Source organism: Vibrio sp. L85, from assembly GCF_963871815.1.
In the GTDB taxonomy this organism is placed as follows: Bacteria; Pseudomonadota; Gammaproteobacteria; order Enterobacterales; family Vibrionaceae; genus Vibrio; species Vibrio harveyi.
In genome coordinates, this window is record NZ_CAWMYL010000234.1 from 110,992 (window position 1) to 127,305 (window position 16,314).

Genomic DNA, 16,314 nt, shown 5'->3' on the forward strand with positions numbered 1-16,314 from the left:
AAGCTCCCCTAGGTAAATCAAAGTTGGTTGTAAAGTGTCTCGATTTGAGCCACTTCAGCACTGTCTTCTGCAAGACCTGTGTATGTCGCTAGCGTCTTCTTCACACCCACTTCTTTTAATGAAGTTTGCAGTTCTACTGCTTGTGGGTCGGTGTCGTTAGTGTACTTCAACGCAGCAGCAATGCCTTTCAAAAGAGTTTTATTTTCAGTGCCATACTCAATTGTACCGAGTAAAGGCTTCACTAATCTATCGTTCGCCCCCAATTTACGAATTGGTTGGCGACCAACACGATCAACTTCATCAACTAAATAAGGGTTGGCAAAGCGACCTAGGATCTTTTCGATGTAAGCGTTGTGCATGTCGCGGTCAAAACCGTAGCGTTTGATCAGTACTTCTCCGCTTTCTTGCATTGCTTGTTTTACTTCTGCGTGAATGCTTGGGTCTTCAATTGCTTCGCGGATAGTGCGATGTCCTTTCAAGCAACCTAAGTAAGCGGTAATGCAGTGACCCGTATTTAGGGTGAACAGCTTACGCTCGACAAACGCCATTAGATTGTTGGTTCTTTCCATGCCTGCGATATCAGGGATTTCACCTTTGAATTGCTGTTCATCCACAATCCATTCACTAAAACTCTCTACCGTGACTTCTAGTGGGTCATCGTTCGCGGCTTCTGCTGGTGGTACGATGCGGTCCACTGCGGAGTCGACGAAGCCAACTAGCTCGTCTGCTTTCGCGTGTAATGATTCATCCAAATGTTTGTACACTTCACCTTTTAGGTGAGTCGTGCCACGAACCATGTTTTCGCACGCGATGATGTTCAACGGTTTTTCGTTGCCTGCCGCAAAGCGCTTTGCAATGCCGGTCGCGATGGTTTTTGCAATGATGTCCAGTACGTTGGGACCTACGGCAGTTGTTACCAAGTCAGTTTTTACAATGCGATCGATGACATCTTCGCTGGCGGAGTTAACAGCGGTGACGTGGGTTACGGTGTCAATCTGGCATTCCGTACCGACCACTTTTACTTTGTATTCTTGTTTGTGGCTAAGTTGATCAACCAGTGGAGCATCAACGTCTGCAAATGTGACCTCGACTTCTGCATCTGCCAATAGTTTTCCGATGAAGCCACGACCAATGTTACCTGCGCCAAAATGAACTGCGTTTTTCATAATTCTTACCTACCAATGTCTGAAATGTTGACTAAAACGAATCTAGGGTGAGGCCAACCGCATAGGGGGTGACAGCTGACCTCGGTTTGCTCAGGAGCAAATTAAAAGGAGTGATTAAGCCGCTTGCTGACCACCAAGGATGTTCAGAATCTCTTCTACATCGTTGGTGCTAGTTAGCTTCTCAATTGCCTCCGGCTCATCGAGCGCGTTTGTAATGGTGGTAATCACCTGGATGTGCTCATCGTTCTTAGCGGCAATGCCGATAACCAGTTTTGCTACATCATCGTCGTCTTCAGTAAATTGGATACCCGCAGGGTATTGGCAGATTACAATGCCTGTTTTCTTCACGCGGTCTTTCGCTTCTACGGTACCGTGAGGTACTGCGATAGATTCGCCTAGGTAAGTTGGAACCAACGCTTCACGTTCAAACATCGCGTCTACGTATTCTGGTTCTGCGTAGCCAAGTTCAACCAATTTGTTGCCTGCAAAGCGAATGGCTTCTTCTTTGTTGGCTGCTTTCAAACCTAGGTGAATGTTCTCACGTTGAATTTGGAATACAGATGGTTGCTGTGGCTCAAAGCTGTCGTCGTTCGCCGCCATTACCGACACTTTTACCATTTGGTCGTCATTGGCTGCGGATTGGTTTTGTGCTGCTAGTAGTTTGGTGACTAGCTGGTTGTACATTTCGCTGTCTAGGAAGTTCGTCAATGAAATGTGGTGTGCGTTCGGAGCATGCTTACGTGCACGATCCGTTAAGTCTTTATGAGTAATCACGATATCTGCACTCTCTGGTAAGCTGTTAATAGCAAGGTTGGTTACATGGATGTTCAGACCGGCGTCTTGAACCTTTTTGCGCAGCATGCTTGCACCCATTGCGCTTGAACCCATGCCCGCATCGCAAGCGACAATGATGTTTTGTACTGTCGCTAGGTCTACGTCACCTTTGCTTTGGCTGTTTACCACCGCATCGTTTTTAGATGCAGATTTCATGTCTTTCATTTGTGATGTTGCTTTCTCTAGTGCAGCTTCATCACCGTCTTCTTCTGTTGACGTTTGCGTCTTCATTAGTAGTGCCGCTACTGCGAATGACACACCTGTTGCTGCTGCGATAGATGCGAGTACACCTACGATTGAACCTTTCTGAGTCATCAACAAGATAGCGAAGATTGAACCTGGTGATGCTGGAGAAACGATACCTGCGTTAAACATTGTTAGAACGAATACGCCAGTCATACCACCTGCAATGGCAGCTAGGATTAGGCGAGGGTTCATTAGAATGTATGGGAAGTAAATTTCGTGGATACCGCCGAAGAAGTGGATGATTGATGCACCACCGGCAGTTTGACGAGCCGTTCCTTTACCAAACACCATGTAAGCCAGCAAGATACCTAGCCCAGGACCTGGGTTCGCTTCGATTAGGAAGAAGATAGATTGACCTGTCTCAGACGCTTGTTGGATACCTAGTGGAGAGAAGATACCGTGGTTGATCGCGTTGTTTAGGAACAGGATCTTCGCAGGTTCAACGAAGATTGAAGTCAGTGGTAACAGGTGAGCAGATACTAGGAAGTTAACGCCAGCTGCTAAGCCACCAGATAGAATTTTTACGAATGGACCGATAAAGATAAAAGCAAGAATCGCACATAGCATGCCGATGATGCCTGCAGAGAAGTTGTTAACCAACATCTCAAAGCCACTTTTTACTTTACCGTCGATGTAGTTATCGAATTTTTTGATCGCCCAGCCACCCATCGGACCGACCATCATTGCACCCATAAACATTGGGATGTCTGTACCGACAATCACACCCATTGTTGTGATTGCGCCGACTACCGCACCGCGATCGCCACCGACTAATTTACCACCGGTATAACCGATAAGCAGTGGTAGCAAGTAGGTAATCATAGGGCCAACCATAGAGGCTAACGTTTCGTTAGGTAGCCATCCAGTTGGGATGAATAGAGCAGTGATAAAGCCCCACGCGATAAACGCGCCGATGTTTGGCATTACCATGTTTGACAGAAAACGACCAAAATTTTGTATCTTGATCTTGGCATCTGGTGATATCATAACAATTCCCCGTTCGATGTTCTGATGAATATTGTTGTAGTAAACGGTTCGCCAAAACCGCTTGTTTGATTGCTTAGTACCCAATCAATTTACCACACATTTTCCAATTGGAACTGACAACGGGTTTTTCGTGATCTACGCCCGCATTTCCTAGGCTGAGAAACGGTTTTTAAGTGACTTGGATCGACTTATTGACCTGTAAATAAATAACAAAAAGCCACTTTCAAATCTGTCAATAAAAATACTAGTGATCAATTCGATCTTCTGACAAATTTAAATCCAAAATACTTTGTGATTTAGATCACTTTTGATTTCTTTTGAAATCCGAATTAAATACCGCAAGCGATCAATGTCACACTTTGTGTTGTATTGCTTGGTCTTGTAAGTGTGATCTATATCTGGTTTGGTGATTTGTGAAAGTTTTTGACGTAATTAGCGTGACCAATGTCATCGCTAAGGTTTTGATAAATTGCGTTGATGAATGTCTTTTCGAGCCACTTCACGCAGTGATATGTCATTAGTGATAGAAAGATTAGAAGTGCATTGCTCTAGGGCTTCATTCTATCCATGAAAACGCACTTTTCATGGATATTTCAATACTCAGCGGTGTTGACCTAAGTAACGGTGAGCCTGCTCGCCCCCCATGTACCGTGCTAATGTTTTTTCTTGGACATTACGCAAGTCAACCATGATCAATCCATCCAAAGCGTTGTTGAATGCTGGGTCTACATTGAAGCAAACCAGCTTGCCGTTGAGACTTAAATACTGACGTAACAACACTGGCACGCCTTTCCCTTCGTCAATTCTGGCAATCACTCGAAACAGCAGTTGTAAATCGCCTAATGCCGTAAGCATGCTGGTATTCCAACCACGATGGTTCTCTGGCAGAGGGTTAGATGGCGTGACGTATTACGCACAGTCTTTGTCATAGTGGTGCAGTGTCATTGATTGAGCCAACAACTGGCGTGCTGTGTCGCTGTAGTCATTGCTGATACTGACTGGACCAAATAGGTGTGTGTAATCTGGGTTTTGATGTACGAAGGTCGCAATGCCTTTCCACAGTAGCAATAATGCACTCATGCTCTTTTGATATTGCTGAGCGATCACCGAACGCCCCATCTCGATCGATTTTCCCATCTGATTTAAAAAGCACTGGTCATAGTTAAACAGCGTACGTGAATACAGACCTTCTACACCACGCTTCTCAATCAGTTGATCAACCAGACCTAAGCGATAAGCGCCGACCAAGCATTGGTTTTCTCTGTCCCACACAAATAGGTGCAGATAGTCATGATCGAAGTGATCAATATCTATCGCTAATCCAGTGCCTTCACCAACTTGACGAAAATTGAATTCACGTAGACGACCAATTTCATGCAGTAGAGAAGGAATGCTCTTCGCCTCAGCACAATAGACATCGAACTCTCCACTTTCGAGTAGCTTTGCTTCTTCTGGTAGGTTGTTCAGCTCTCCAAGCAATTCGCCTATGGGTAACCCTGCCGCAATTGGAGAGAGCATTTCCGAAGAGGACGAGGGCTTGATTGGTTGGGTGTCACGATTAAGTAAATAAGTATTGAGGCGCAAATAGTTCACGACCTGATCATCGTTAAGTGTGTTGAGTTCTTTAAATTTTATGGCTTGCCCAAACGAAAGCTTGATGGTTTGTGCGTGTTTGTTCAATAGCTCTCGACCAAGCATTAGGGTGCGCAAAAGTGGGTGGATTTTCCCCGCCATGTAAAAGCGTTTGGAATTTTGACCACTGATAAAGACTGGAACTGTAGTCGCTTTGTTTTTGCGGATAAGGCTACTGACACTGCGGCTCCACTCTTTGTCTTCTAAACGTTGTGGTTTCGCATCGACTAATTGCGATACTTCACCGGCAGGAAAGACGAGTAATAAGCCACCATTAGCCAGATGCTTGTTGGCTGCTCTAAGCGCTTTCATGTTGGATTTGACAGCGTCTTTGCCTTCAAATACATCGACGCCAATGAAGAGCTGATCCAGCTCAGGAACGGTCTTAAGGTATTGATTGGCTAAAATTTGAATATCACCCCTGACCATCAATAGCAGCTCCGCCAAAATCACGCCTTCCACACACCCTAGAGGGTGGTTCGCCACAATGACGGTTGCACCTTGCTTAGGAACAGAGTCGAGTGAACCATGAGTGATACGATAATTGATGCCCAAGATATCCAGGGTAAAGCGGAGAAAGGTTTTGGTGTCGGCATTGATAGGTCGTTGGGCGTAGAACTTATCAAGTTGGTTTAAACCCGTTGCCCATTCAGTAACATTTTCACCAATGCCAAATGGCGTTTTACGAGGGAGACGAAAGGGGGTCGAACTATCCATATTTACCTCAGCGTACAAGTTGCTGATTGGATGGTAGAAATTACAGATGACAGTTCAGAGGCAAAAGCATGAGCCTTTGATGACAAAGCCGTGAAGCTTTATTGAACAAAGGCTATTCACCCAGATTTATGAGGGGAGTTTGTTTATGATTTATCACCGGCAAACATCAGGACGCTCATGGCGTTAAGAGTTTTACTGATTGACTCTATAGAGCTTAATACCTGTTTGGTTGGTTCATTTTCCAATAGTAGATGACCATCAAACCCCTTGGTTCCACAAGGCTCTTCTTCGCAAGCCAATGTTCGCTCTTCATGCGTATTTTCTTCGGTGATTTGCTTATCAATTGTTGGGTCTTCAGAGGTCATATTGTTGGCACTAAAACAAGAAGTTGAGATGAAGACACCACTAATAAGAAGCATTAACTTTGTTTTCAACATGATGATAAACTCAATAATAAAACGCTGTTCGATTTTATGTTATTGTCTTCATCATTTCGAGTGATATGACAGAAATTTAGCTTTTGGTCGCTATTTTTTTGCCATTCGTAGGCTATCTTATCTGCATAACAAATTGATTGGTTTAACGAAATCAGGAGGATGAATGGAGAACGTTTCCAACAAAGCGTCAATATGGTTAGGGCTGTGCCTAATTATTGGTTTGGGAGTGTTGGGTTTCTTTATCCAGCAGACTGCGGTGAAATACAAAGCGTATGAACGTGTGGTTACGGTGAAAGGCTTGTCTGAGCGAGAGTACCCAGCGGATACAGTAATTTGGCCTATTCAATTTACTGTGGCGAGTAATGATATGACCGCAATGTTTGATGACATTGATCAGCAGACTAAGCTGGTCATTGATTTTCTTGTGGCAAAAGGACTGAATGAATCAAACTTCTCTCTGTCATCACCAGCTGTCATTGACCGTAAAGCTCAGCAATATGGTAGTGAGCAAGATATCGAATATCGCTACCTCGCAAACCGAACTGTGACGGTTTACAGTCAGAATATTGATTTGGTGAGAGCAGCAATCAATGAAATTGGCGAGCTAGGCAAACAGGGCGTTTTATTAAACCAAGATCCTTACTCGAATCGTGTGGAGTACAGCTTTACTAAGCTTAACGAGATTAAGCCTGATATGATTGAGGAAGCGACGAAGAATGCACGAGAAGTAGCAGAAAAGTTTGCTAAAGACTCACAGAGCTCGCTCGGTAAAATTAAGCGAGCGACACAAGGTCAGTTCTCAATTTATGACCGAGATAGCAATACGCCTTACATCAAGAAGGTACGCGTTGTTTCAACTGTTCAGTATTACCTATCGGACTAAGCAAGATTATCTCAAGTTTCAACCCAATCTCACAAGCCAGTCATTTGAGTGGCTTTTTTATGCTCAATCGATTGCATTATAAGTGCTGTAGGTTTTCTCGTTTATGCAAGTGATCTTTTATAAAACTAAGTTCTTATTTGTTTGGCAATGAAGTTGATAAAAGTCAATTCACAGAAGGAGTTAGAGGCGTAATTTTGACCGCACTTATTAGCTAGAAGGAATTACTAGAATGGCCTTTAAACATTACCTCAGAGAGTTGTTAGGCTTAACCATTGTTGTCTCTGTGGTATTCGGAGTATTGAGTATCTTACTGGACTTCTGCGCTCTTGTAGCGCTGTGCGAACATCAAGAGAATATTGCCCATATTTTTTTCCATGAATCGTTCTACTTTATCGCATTCCTGATCCCGCCTTATTTCTTATGGAAAGTGATTAACCGTCCCGGCTTAGTTTCAGCAACAGAAGAGTATCAGGTCAGCAAGCTTGAGTTAGAGCGCCCTTAGCTGGAAATAAACCTAAACGTAAGTGCTTGGCTTGCGATGAGGATATTGGATGGAATCTCTATCTTCCAGATACAACAAAGGCCCGTAGATTTCTCTACGAGCCTTTCGGAATATGGTGGCCCCTCCCAGACTTGAACTGGGGACCAATCGATTATGAGTCGACTGCTCTAACCACTGAGCTAAGGGGCCTTAATAGGTCAACGATTATAGGGGAAGCGTTGCGAGGTGTCTAGCCACTAGGTGGGGCAATTGCGCTTAGTTTTTATTCACTTAGCTTCACAGATAATAAAAAAGGCGACCCATTGGTCACCTTTTTTGATTTTAATCGCTTCGATTACTCGTCTAGGAAGCTGCGCAGTGTTTCTGAGCGGCTTGGGTGACGTAGTTTACGTAGTGCTTTCGCTTCGATCTGACGGATACGTTCACGAGTAACGTCGAACTGCTTACCTACTTCTTCTAGAGTATGGTCAGTGTTCATGTCGATACCAAAGCGCATACGAAGTACTTTTGCTTCACGTGGTGTTAGACCTGCAAGTACGTCTTTCGTTGCCATTTTCAGGCTCGTTGCCGTAGCAGAATCTAGTGGTAGCTCTAGCGTAGTATCTTCGATGAAATCACCTAGATGCGAATCTTCGTCGTCACCGATTGGTGTCTCCATAGAGATTGGCTCTTTAGCGATCTTCAGTACTTTACGAATCTTGTCTTCTGGCATTTGCATACGTTCTGCCAGTTCTTCCGGTAACGGCTCACGCCCCATCTCTTGTAGCATTTGACGAGAGATACGGTTTAGCTTGTTGATCGTTTCGATCATGTGTACCGGAATACGAATCGTACGTGCTTGATCCGCGATTGAACGAGTGATTGCCTGACGGATCCACCACGTTGCGTAAGTCGAGAACTTGTAACCACGACGGTATTCGAACTTATCTACCGCTTTCATCAGACCGATGTTACCTTCTTGGATTAGGTCCAAGAACTGTAGACCACGGTTGGTGTACTTTTTAGCGATAGAAATTACTAGACGTAAGTTCGCCTCAACCATCTCTTTCTTCGCACGGCGAGCTTTCGCTTCACCGATAGACATACGACGGCTGATGTCTTTAATGTTTTGAACGTTCAGAGAAGTCTCTTCTTCAATCATTTTTAGTTTAGCGATTGAACGACGGATTTCTTCTTCGTTACGTTTGATCTTCTCAGCGTATGGCTTGTCAGATGATAGGATTTCATCTAACCATGCTTCGCTTGATTCGTTACCTGTGAACAGCGCGATGAACGACTTCTTCGGCATTTTGCCGTATTCAACTGCAGACTTCATGATCAGACGTTCTTGAGTACGAACGCGATCCATTGCTGTGCGCAGTTCATTCACTAAGTGGTCGAACTGTTTTGGTGTTAGACGGAATTCTTTGAATACGTCTAGCATCAACTCGTTAGCTACTGTTGCTTTCGGGCTTTCGTAACCGTGCTCGTTGATTGCAAGCTGAAGGTTTTGGTATGTGCTGCGTAGCTGGTTGAATTTCTCAAGCGCAAGCTCTGGGTCGATACCTACATCTTCTTCAGAGTCATCTGAATCGTCATCACTTTCTTCGTCTTCATCAACGTCTTCTTCGTCTTCTTCTTCTAGCTGAGATTCAGTTAGTTCAGAACCGATGTGCGTCGCTGTTGGTGCAGCTGTGTCGTCTGCATCAGGGTCAACAAATCCAGAGATTAGGTCAGTTAGACGAAGTTCTTCTGCTTGAACTTTGTCAAACTGCTCAAGAATGTATGGGATAGTGCCAGGGTATTCAGCAACAGACGATTGAACTTGGTTAATACCTTCTTCAATACGTTTTGCGATGTCGATTTCGCCTTCGCGAGTCAGCAGCTCTACAGTACCCATTTCACGCATGTACATGCGCACTGGGTCTGTTGTACGACCAATTTCACTTTCTACGCTAGAAAGTGCTGCTGCTGCAGCTTCAGCTGCATCTTCATCGGTGATGTTTGTGTCATCGTTCAGTGCAAGATCATCAGCATCAGGAGCAGTTTCTACTACCTTGATACCCATGTCGTTGATCATCTGAATGATGTCTTCTACCTGTTCTGAATCTACGATTTCAGCAGGTAGGTGGTCGTTTACTTCGGCGTAGGTCAGATAGCCTTGTTCCTTGCCTTTAATAACAAGTAACTTTAGCTGTGACTGCGGATTTTGATCCATAGACGGTATCCAACTTCGTAATCTGGTGAAGGAATCAGTATGCGAAATGCAAACCACTTACTATAACAAATTAAATTGTTGCTGACTAATTAAACAGGGTTACGCTTTTAAATCTAGCATCAAAGCTAGCAGCTCCCTTTTCTCTTCGGCTGATAAACCGACACTTCTTGCTTTGGCCTGCAGGTTTTCAATTTGTTTTTCTACGCACTGGGCAATAATTTTATCCAGTGAGTCTAAAAATATTTCTTCTTGGTTGTCTTCATCGAGGGGAATATCCCAGCTCGCGAGACGAGACAGAAGGGTCTCATTTTGGCTGTTTCGCCAATGCTCTAATAATTGGCCAGTGTTGATATGGGGATGCGCCTGACATTTATCAAGTACATCAACAAATAAACTTAGGCCTGGTATGGATAAATCTCTCACTGAGGAAAGATCTGGTACCATTTGAGCATAGCTCGGATTCTGAATAAGTAGAGCGATTACCTCGCGCATCGGAGTTCGTTTGATCTCTTTGTGCGGCTGAGGTCGACTTTCACCCGTCTTTTTACGTGGTTGACGTAAGCGGTTATCAAAACCCGTGCGTTCATCAAGCAGCTTTTCGAGTAACTCCTGAAAATAGGGATCAGGAATCTTGTCAATCAATGCACTCGCATAGGCTCGTAGTGCTGATTTACCTTCATTATTACCCAAGTTGATTTGGTGTAATTCAATCAGGTTATCAAAGAGATAACTCGAAAGCGGTGTGGCTTGTTCTATTTGCTGTTCGAAGGCTTGCTTGCCATATTTTCGAACGTAGCTGTCAGGGTCTTCACCGTCAGGTAAGAACAGGAACTTCAATGTATTACCCGTTTTAAGGTACTGAAGTGCATTTTCTAGCGCGCGCCATGCGGCTTCTTTACCTGCTCGGTCACCATCGTAACAACATACGACGGTATTCGTTTGCCTAAACAGCATTTGAATGTGGTCGCCAGTGGTTGACGTGCCCAAAGAGGCGACAGAGTAATCTACGCCATATTGCGCCAACGCGACAACATCCATATAACCTTCAACCACCAAAATTCGTGGTGGTTCACGATATGCTTGTAGCACTTCGTAAAGACCATAAAGCTCTTTACCTTTATGGAAGATAGGCGTTTCTGGTGAGTTCAGATATTTTGGTGTGCCGTCGCCAAGTACGCGACCGCCAAATCCAATCACTCGACCACGGCGATCACGAATGGGGAACATGATACGACCACGGAAGCGGTCATAGCGGTTACCTTTGTCGTTCTCGATCAACATGCCGCCAGTCACAAGCATGTCTTGATTGTCTTTGTTCTGACCAAAGTTTTTACGGACTAAGTCCCATTCATCCGCCACATAGCCGATGCCAAACTTCTGTACGATTTCACCCGACAAACCGCGGTCTTTTAGGTACTCAATCGCCACTTTACTTGTTGGCTGCTTGAGTTGGTTACGATAGAACTGAGCAATGCTGCCCATGATATCGTAGAGACTACGTTTTTCGCTGCTGCTGGCTTGTGGTCCTGAGTTAAATTGACCGCCACCACCACTGCGTTGTTCGCGTGGTACATCTAATCCAAGATAAGATGCCAGTTCTTCAATGGCTTCGACAAAGTCTAGGCGTTCGAACTCCATAATGAAGTCGATGGCATTGCCATGCACGCCACAACCAAAACAGTGATAAAACTGCTTTTCTTGGCTAACGCTGAATGACGGTGTCTTTTCGTTATGGAAAGGGCAGCAAGCGCCGTAGTTTTTGCCTTTTTTCTTAAGTTTCACGCGCGCGTCGATGATATCGACAATATCGAGTCGAGCTAGGAGGTCATCAATAAAACTACGAGGGATGTGTCCAGCCATAAAACCTAACAAAAAAAGAAAATCATGATTGGTGTGAATGGGTTACAGAGAAAAGCATGTGTGCGGCTTTTTGTTATTCCATTCTGCCAGATACAAACAAGCCGTGCGTTCCAAAGGATAGCACGGCTTGCTGCAATTGGGTGGGGTATTAAGCCAATTTAGCGCGAACTAAACCGCTTACTTTACCCATATCTGCACGCCCTTGAATTTGCGGTTTCAGAACGCCCATTACTTTGCCCATGTCTTGCATGCCAGCTGCGCCAGATTCAGCAACTGCGCTCTCAATAAGAGCTGCAACTTCTTCGTCTGTCAGTGGTTGAGGCATAAAGTCCTCAAGAACGGTAATTTCAGCTTGTTCCGCATCCGCAAGATCTTGACGACCTGCTGCTTCAAATTGCGTTACAGAGTCGCGACGTTGTTTAACCATCTTGGTCAACACAGCAAGAATGTCGTCGTCGCCCAGAGTAATCTGTTCGTCAACTTCACGTTGCTTAATTGCAGATAGAGCTAAACGAATAGTACCAAGGCGCAATTTGTCCTTGGCTTTCATCGCTAATTTTTGCTCTTCTTTGAGTTTATCAATCAGAGCCATAACTAAATTCCTTTCCGGAGCTCAGTTATTAGTACAGGCGAACGCGACGAGCGTTTTCGCGAGCTAGCTTCTTAGCGTGACGCTTTTGAGCTGCTGCTTTAGCGCGTTTGCGAACTGTAGTTGGTTTTTCGTAGTGCTCACGACGACGCACTTCAGAAAGGATACCTGCTTTTTCGCAAGAGCGCTTGAAACGACGTAGAGCAACGTCGAACGGTTCGTTTTCACGTACTTTAACTACTGGCATATGCCTTTCACCTCAGGGGTTATTCGTTAACGCTGGAATTTAATGAACCAAATCACAATTGTTTGGTCAGTTACCAGCTTGATCAAAAATGGTGCGGAATTTTAATCCGATCAACACAGCTTTGTAAAGCGTTTTATCGCCTATTGTCTGTACAAAATTTGTTTGAAGCACCAAGGCAGGGTAATATGACGCCCAAATTTCCTCTATATAGAAAGCACACTGAGAAAACCATGCGCATTATTGGTATTGAAACCTCTTGTGACGAGACTGGCATCGCGATTTATGACGATGAGAAAGGTCTTTTATCACACAAGCTTTACAGCCAAGTAAAACTTCACGCAGATTACGGCGGCGTGGTGCCTGAGTTGGCTTCACGTGACCATGTTAAGAAAACCATTCCTCTTATTAAAGAGGCTCTGAAAGAAGCGAATCTGACTTCCAAAGACATCGACGGTGTTGCATACACGGCAGGTCCGGGTTTGGTAGGTGCATTGCTTGTCGGTGCCACTATCGGTCGCAGTATTGCTTATGCTTGGGGTGTGCCTGCGGTGCCTGTTCACCATATGGAAGGTCACCTACTGGCGCCTATGCTAGAAGATAACCCACCACCGTTCCCATTTGTGGCGGTATTGGTATCGGGTGGTCACTCAATGATGGTTGAAGTTAAAGGCATCGGCGAGTACAAAATCCTAGGCGAATCTATTGATGATGCGGCGGGTGAAGCATTCGATAAGACTGCGAAGCTAATGGGCTTGGATTACCCTGGTGGTCCACTGTTATCTAAGTTGGCTGAAAAAGGTACTCCGGGTCGCTTTAAATTCCCACGTCCAATGACGAATGTGCCAGGTTTGGACATGAGTTTCTCAGGTCTAAAAACTTTCACGGCAAACACGATTGCTGCAAACGGTGATGATGAACAAACTCGCGCTGATATCGCTTACGCATTCGAAGAAGCGGTATGTGCTACGCTGGCAATTAAATGTAAGCGCGCACTTGAGCAAACGGCTATGAAGCGCATTGTTATTGCTGGCGGTGTAAGTGCTAACCGTCGTCTGCGTGCTGAACTTGAAAAACTGGCGAAGAAAGTTGGTGGTGAAGTTTACTACCCACGCACTGAGTTCTGTACGGACAATGGCGCGATGATCGCATACGCAGGTATGCAACGCCTGAAAAACGGTGAAGTGGCAGATATGTCGGTAGAAGCGCGTCCGCGTTGGCCTATCGATCAGCTTACGCCAATCGCGTAATCAAACTTCTACTGAAGGTTTGAAATATATTCAACACGATAAAGGTCTCTGCTCATCAGAGGCCTTTATTTTTAACTAGCTAATTGAAAGACCTTGTGTAATTGATTGTAAGAGCCTAACTGATGCGAGCAGTTTTGTTTCGTTTCAGTGATAGGATTGTGCCGAAGAATAATAAATGGATATAACAATGAATAAGTTTGAAATTGAAGGTCAGCAGCTTGCTTACCTAGATAAGGGCGAAGGTCCTGTATTGCTGTTTGGTCACAGCTACTTGTGGGATAACCAAATGTGGGCTCCACAGATTGAAGTGTTGAGCCAATCATATCGTTGTATCGTGCCTGATCTATGGGCGCATGGTGAGTCGGACGCCGCGCCTGCTTCGACACGATCTTTAGTCGATTACGCTCAACATATGCTGGCACTCATGGATCATTTGGAGATCGAACAATTCTCTATTGTTGGTTTATCGGTTGGTGGGATGTGGGGAGCAGAGCTGACGTCACAAGCTCCTCAACGTGTTAAATCTCTGGTTCTTATGGATACATTCATCGGTTTGGAACCTGAAGTTACACATAAGAAATACTTTGCGATGTTGGATGCGATAAGCCAAGTTCAAGCCGTACCAGCACCGATCGTTGAGGCTGTCACACCGCTGTTCTTTGCCAACAACGCAGAGCAAGCCAATCCTGAACTTGTGGCATCATTCAAGCAAAGTCTTGAAGCATTGCAAGGTGAGCGCGCGGTCGAAGTAGCTCGTATTGGGCGTATGGTGTTTGGGCGTCGTGACGTTATCGAAGATGCAGAGATGTTTGCATTGCCAACCTTGATTGCGGTTGGTCGCGAGGATAAGCCTCGTCCAGTATTTGAATCTTACTTAATGAACGATTGCATCACTGGCAGTGAGTTGGTTGAGATCCCTGACGCGGGTCATATCAGTTCATTGGAACAGTCAGAAATCGTCAACCAGATGTTGTTGGATTTCTTGAATAAAGTGCATGCGTCGTAATTTTTTCAAGTAACGATTGAATAAACAAAAAACTCGGCATTACGCCGAGTTTTTTTCTACCAATTTCTTTTCACCAATCTTGGGTTCTTCCCCTGACAATAAGCGGCGAATATTCTGATGATGTTTAAACACGATCAAACAACAAAGCATCGCGACAGGTAAGGTGTACTGCGGTTTGAACATCCAAGCATAGAAGGGCGTAACGAGTACCGTAACAAGTGCAGCTAGAGAAGAGTAGCGAAACAACAAAGCGACCGATAACCAAGTCAGCATGACCAGCCCAGTCAGATCCAATCCAATAGGGGCTATTGCACCAAGTGCTGTTGCGACACCTTTACCCCCCTTAAAGTGGAAAAATATTGGGTACATGTGACCAAGGCACGCTGCAATGGCAATAACGCCAAGGATGATTGGGTCGATACCAAGAAAGTAGCCGCTCCAAACCGGAATTGTTCCTTTGAGCATGTCGAACAGCAACACTGCCGCCGCTGCACCTTTGCCTCCGATACGCAGGACATTGGTTGCTCCAGGATTGTTAGAGCCCACTTTACGCGGATCCGGCAGTCTTAATAAACGACAAATTAGCACTGCGCTGGAGATAGAACCCAGCAAATAGGCTGCCATTGTCATTATTAGTGCCAGTGCGTCCATAGAAGTCCTTGATGGATTGGAATTTAATGCTCAGTTCCTGAGTAATTGCTATCATACCGCGATTCGGCTTTGAGCAAAAATACTCTCTGCGATAGAGCTTGCATTATGGGATTTCTTGTATATAAAGAGTCTTCGCAGTTTATACCCAAGCGACTTTTTCAGCCAATTTACAGAGTGAAAGGTCATAGTAGGTTGCTTGGGTATAGAATAGTACGATCAATTTGCCCAAATCGGGTATCCGACCTCTGTAAAAGAAGGACATAAGATGGCTCTGGATAAAGTTTTTATTGAACAGTTAGAAGTAATCACCACCATCGGCGTTTACGATTGGGAACAGCAAATCAAGCAAAAGCTGGTTCTGGATATCGAAATGGCACACGACAACAAACCTGCGGGTAAGAGTGATGATGTTCAAGATGCGTTGGATTACTCACAAGTGAGTGAAGCGGTGTTGAATCACATCGAAAATGGTCGTTTCTTGTTGGTTGAGCGTGTCGCAGAAGAAGTTGCAGAACTTATCATGCAACGTTTCTCTGTACCTTGGGTGAAAATTCGTTTGGCGAAGCCTGGTGCGGTGCCTCAAGCACGCGCAGTTGGCGTTGTGATTGAGCGAGGTCAGGCATGATCAAAACGTATATCGGAGTAGGCACCAATATAGAAAGAGAGCAGCACGCGCGAGTAGCTTATCAAGAGTTGCAAAAGCTAGGCTGCGATCTGTGTGTTTCTCCGATATATGAATGCGAGCCAATCGGCTTTAGTAGTCAAAACTTCTACAACTTCGTGATTAGTTTCTCCACGAAGCTATCACTCGAAGAGTTGAGTCACCACTTACGCGAGATTGAATTTCAGTGGGGGCGCGAAGAAAACGCGCAAAAGTATCAGGATCGAACCTTAGATCTCGATATAGTCTTGTTCGGTGAATGCATTTCGCCACAAAAACCTGAGCTACCTCGCAGTGATATCTACAAATATCCTTTTGTAACAAAGCCCCTGTATGATCTCGAACCTCAATTGGTGATCCCCGGCGATGGAAGAACAATCGCAGATATTTGGCAGGCGATGCAGCCAGTCGATTCACTCAAACCAGTTTCTTTTTCACTTTAATTTTGAGTT

General features: G+C 44.9%; 14 protein-coding genes, 1 tRNA gene and 1 pseudogene. 6 read left to right on the forward strand and 10 right to left on the reverse strand.

Annotation, left to right across the window (positions count from 1 at the left end):
- Positions 1-17 precede the first annotated feature (17 nt).
- From AACR11_RS21840 to AACR11_RS21855, 4 genes and pseudogenes are all read right to left on the reverse strand, one after another.
- Positions 18-1,166, reverse strand: coding sequence for a mannitol-1-phosphate 5-dehydrogenase (locus AACR11_RS21840; RefSeq protein ID WP_005450436.1), 1,149 nt, complete (start codon positions 1,164-1,166; stop codon positions 18-20).
- Between the two features lie 114 nt (positions 1,167-1,280).
- Entirely contained in the window at positions 1,281-3,233 is a 1,953-nt protein-coding gene (locus AACR11_RS21845; RefSeq protein ID WP_079324439.1) for a PTS mannitol transporter subunit IICBA, read from the reverse strand.
- 600 nt (positions 3,234-3,833) lie between these two features.
- Positions 3,834-5,582: pseudogene (locus AACR11_RS21850) on the reverse strand (lysophospholipid acyltransferase family protein).
- 143 nt (positions 5,583-5,725) lie between these two features.
- Complete coding sequence (locus tag AACR11_RS21855; protein WP_029788809.1) at positions 5,726-6,019, reverse strand: hypothetical protein; 294 nt, start codon at positions 6,017-6,019, stop codon at positions 5,726-5,728.
- Between the two features lie 163 nt (positions 6,020-6,182).
- Here AACR11_RS21855 and AACR11_RS21860 point away from each other — a divergent pair, with 163 nt between their 5' ends.
- A complete protein-coding gene (locus AACR11_RS21860) occupies positions 6,183-6,902 on the forward strand; it encodes an SIMPL domain-containing protein (protein ID WP_005450432.1) in 720 nt (239 codons plus the stop codon).
- A gap of 229 nt (positions 6,903-7,131) precedes the next feature.
- Positions 7,132-7,404 carry a hypothetical protein gene (locus AACR11_RS21865; protein ID WP_009698831.1) on the forward strand — a complete coding sequence of 91 codons (273 nt, stop codon included), beginning with the start codon at positions 7,132-7,134 and terminating at the stop codon, positions 7,402-7,404.
- 113 nt (positions 7,405-7,517) lie between these two features.
- On the opposite strand, the gene AACR11_RS21870 is transcribed toward AACR11_RS21865, so the two are convergent.
- From AACR11_RS21870 to rpsU, 5 genes are all read right to left on the reverse strand, one after another.
- Positions 7,518-7,593, reverse strand: a tRNA-Ile gene (locus tag AACR11_RS21870).
- A gap of 145 nt (positions 7,594-7,738) precedes the next feature.
- Positions 7,739-9,601 carry an RNA polymerase sigma factor RpoD gene (rpoD, locus tag AACR11_RS21875; RefSeq protein WP_005450428.1) on the reverse strand — a complete coding sequence of 621 codons (1,863 nt, stop codon included), beginning with the start codon at positions 9,599-9,601 and terminating at the stop codon, positions 7,739-7,741.
- Between the two features lie 99 nt (positions 9,602-9,700).
- Positions 9,701-11,461, reverse strand: a complete 1,761-nt coding sequence (dnaG, locus tag AACR11_RS21880; RefSeq protein ID WP_017190063.1) for a DNA primase — start codon at positions 11,459-11,461, stop codon at positions 9,701-9,703.
- Between the two features lie 148 nt (positions 11,462-11,609).
- Positions 11,610-12,053, reverse strand: a complete 444-nt coding sequence (locus AACR11_RS21885; protein ID WP_005450424.1) for a GatB/YqeY domain-containing protein — start codon at positions 12,051-12,053, stop codon at positions 11,610-11,612.
- A 28-nt stretch (positions 12,054-12,081) separates the two neighbouring features.
- The gene (gene rpsU, locus AACR11_RS21890) at positions 12,082-12,297 is read right to left on the reverse strand and encodes a 30S ribosomal protein S21 (RefSeq protein WP_001145625.1); all 216 of its coding nucleotides are present in this window, start codon (positions 12,295-12,297) and stop codon (positions 12,082-12,084) included.
- 230 nt (positions 12,298-12,527) lie between these two features.
- On the opposite strand from rpsU, the gene tsaD reads away from it, so the two are divergent.
- Both tsaD and AACR11_RS21900 read left to right on the forward strand, forming a co-directional pair.
- A complete protein-coding gene (gene tsaD, locus AACR11_RS21895; protein ID WP_079324441.1) occupies positions 12,528-13,544 on the forward strand; it encodes a tRNA (adenosine(37)-N6)-threonylcarbamoyltransferase complex transferase subunit TsaD in 1,017 nt (338 codons plus the stop codon).
- A 187-nt stretch (positions 13,545-13,731) separates the two neighbouring features.
- Positions 13,732-14,550, forward strand: a complete 819-nt coding sequence (locus AACR11_RS21900; RefSeq protein ID WP_079324443.1) for an alpha/beta fold hydrolase — start codon at positions 13,732-13,734, stop codon at positions 14,548-14,550.
- Positions 14,551-14,589: 39 nt separating this feature from the next.
- Here AACR11_RS21900 and plsY read toward each other — a convergent pair whose 3' ends face one another.
- Entirely contained in the window at positions 14,590-15,201 is a 612-nt protein-coding gene (gene plsY, locus AACR11_RS21905; RefSeq protein WP_005450419.1) for a glycerol-3-phosphate 1-O-acyltransferase PlsY, read from the reverse strand.
- A 265-nt stretch (positions 15,202-15,466) separates the two neighbouring features.
- Here plsY and folB point away from each other — a divergent pair, with 265 nt between their 5' ends.
- Together folB and folK are read left to right on the forward strand one after the other, a co-directional pair.
- Entirely contained in the window at positions 15,467-15,826 is a 360-nt protein-coding gene (gene folB / locus AACR11_RS21910) for a bifunctional dihydroneopterin aldolase/7,8-dihydroneopterin epimerase (RefSeq protein ID WP_005436044.1), read from the forward strand.
- The gene (gene folK / locus AACR11_RS21915) at positions 15,823-16,305 is read left to right on the forward strand and encodes a 2-amino-4-hydroxy-6-hydroxymethyldihydropteridine diphosphokinase (protein WP_005450416.1); all 483 of its coding nucleotides are present in this window, start codon (positions 15,823-15,825) and stop codon (positions 16,303-16,305) included. The genes folB and folK overlap by 4 nt, the downstream gene beginning before the upstream one ends.
- Positions 16,306-16,314 lie beyond the last annotated feature (9 nt).

Excerpts from the sequence above, each read along its gene's own strand:
- AACR11_RS21840 (WP_005450436.1), bottom strand. The coding sequence starts at position 1,166 with ATGAAAAACGCAGTTCATTTTGGCGCAGGTAACATTGGTCGTGGCTTC.
- AACR11_RS21845 (WP_079324439.1), bottom strand. The coding sequence starts at position 3,233 with ATGATATCACCAGATGCCAAGATCAAGATACAAAATTTTGGTCGTTTT.
- AACR11_RS21855 (WP_029788809.1), bottom strand. The coding sequence starts at position 6,019 with ATGTTGAAAACAAAGTTAATGCTTCTTATTAGTGGTGTCTTCATCTCA.
- AACR11_RS21860 (WP_005450432.1), top strand. The coding sequence starts at position 6,183 with ATGGAGAACGTTTCCAACAAAGCGTCAATATGGTTAGGGCTGTGCCTA.
- AACR11_RS21865 (WP_009698831.1), top strand. The coding sequence starts at position 7,132 with ATGGCCTTTAAACATTACCTCAGAGAGTTGTTAGGCTTAACCATTGTT.
- rpoD (WP_005450428.1), bottom strand. The coding sequence starts at position 9,601 with ATGGATCAAAATCCGCAGTCACAGCTAAAGTTACTTGTTATTAAAGGC.
- dnaG (WP_017190063.1), bottom strand. The coding sequence starts at position 11,461 with ATGGCTGGACACATCCCTCGTAGTTTTATTGATGACCTCCTAGCTCGA.
- AACR11_RS21885 (WP_005450424.1), bottom strand. The coding sequence starts at position 12,053 with ATGGCTCTGATTGATAAACTCAAAGAAGAGCAAAAATTAGCGATGAAA.
- rpsU (WP_001145625.1), bottom strand. The coding sequence starts at position 12,297 with ATGCCAGTAGTTAAAGTACGTGAAAACGAACCGTTCGACGTTGCTCTA.
- tsaD (WP_079324441.1), top strand. The coding sequence starts at position 12,528 with ATGCGCATTATTGGTATTGAAACCTCTTGTGACGAGACTGGCATCGCG.
- AACR11_RS21900 (WP_079324443.1), top strand. The coding sequence starts at position 13,732 with ATGAATAAGTTTGAAATTGAAGGTCAGCAGCTTGCTTACCTAGATAAG.
- plsY (WP_005450419.1), bottom strand. The coding sequence starts at position 15,201 with ATGGACGCACTGGCACTAATAATGACAATGGCAGCCTATTTGCTGGGT.
- folB (WP_005436044.1), top strand. The coding sequence starts at position 15,467 with ATGGCTCTGGATAAAGTTTTTATTGAACAGTTAGAAGTAATCACCACC.
- folK (WP_005450416.1), top strand. The coding sequence starts at position 15,823 with ATGATCAAAACGTATATCGGAGTAGGCACCAATATAGAAAGAGAGCAG.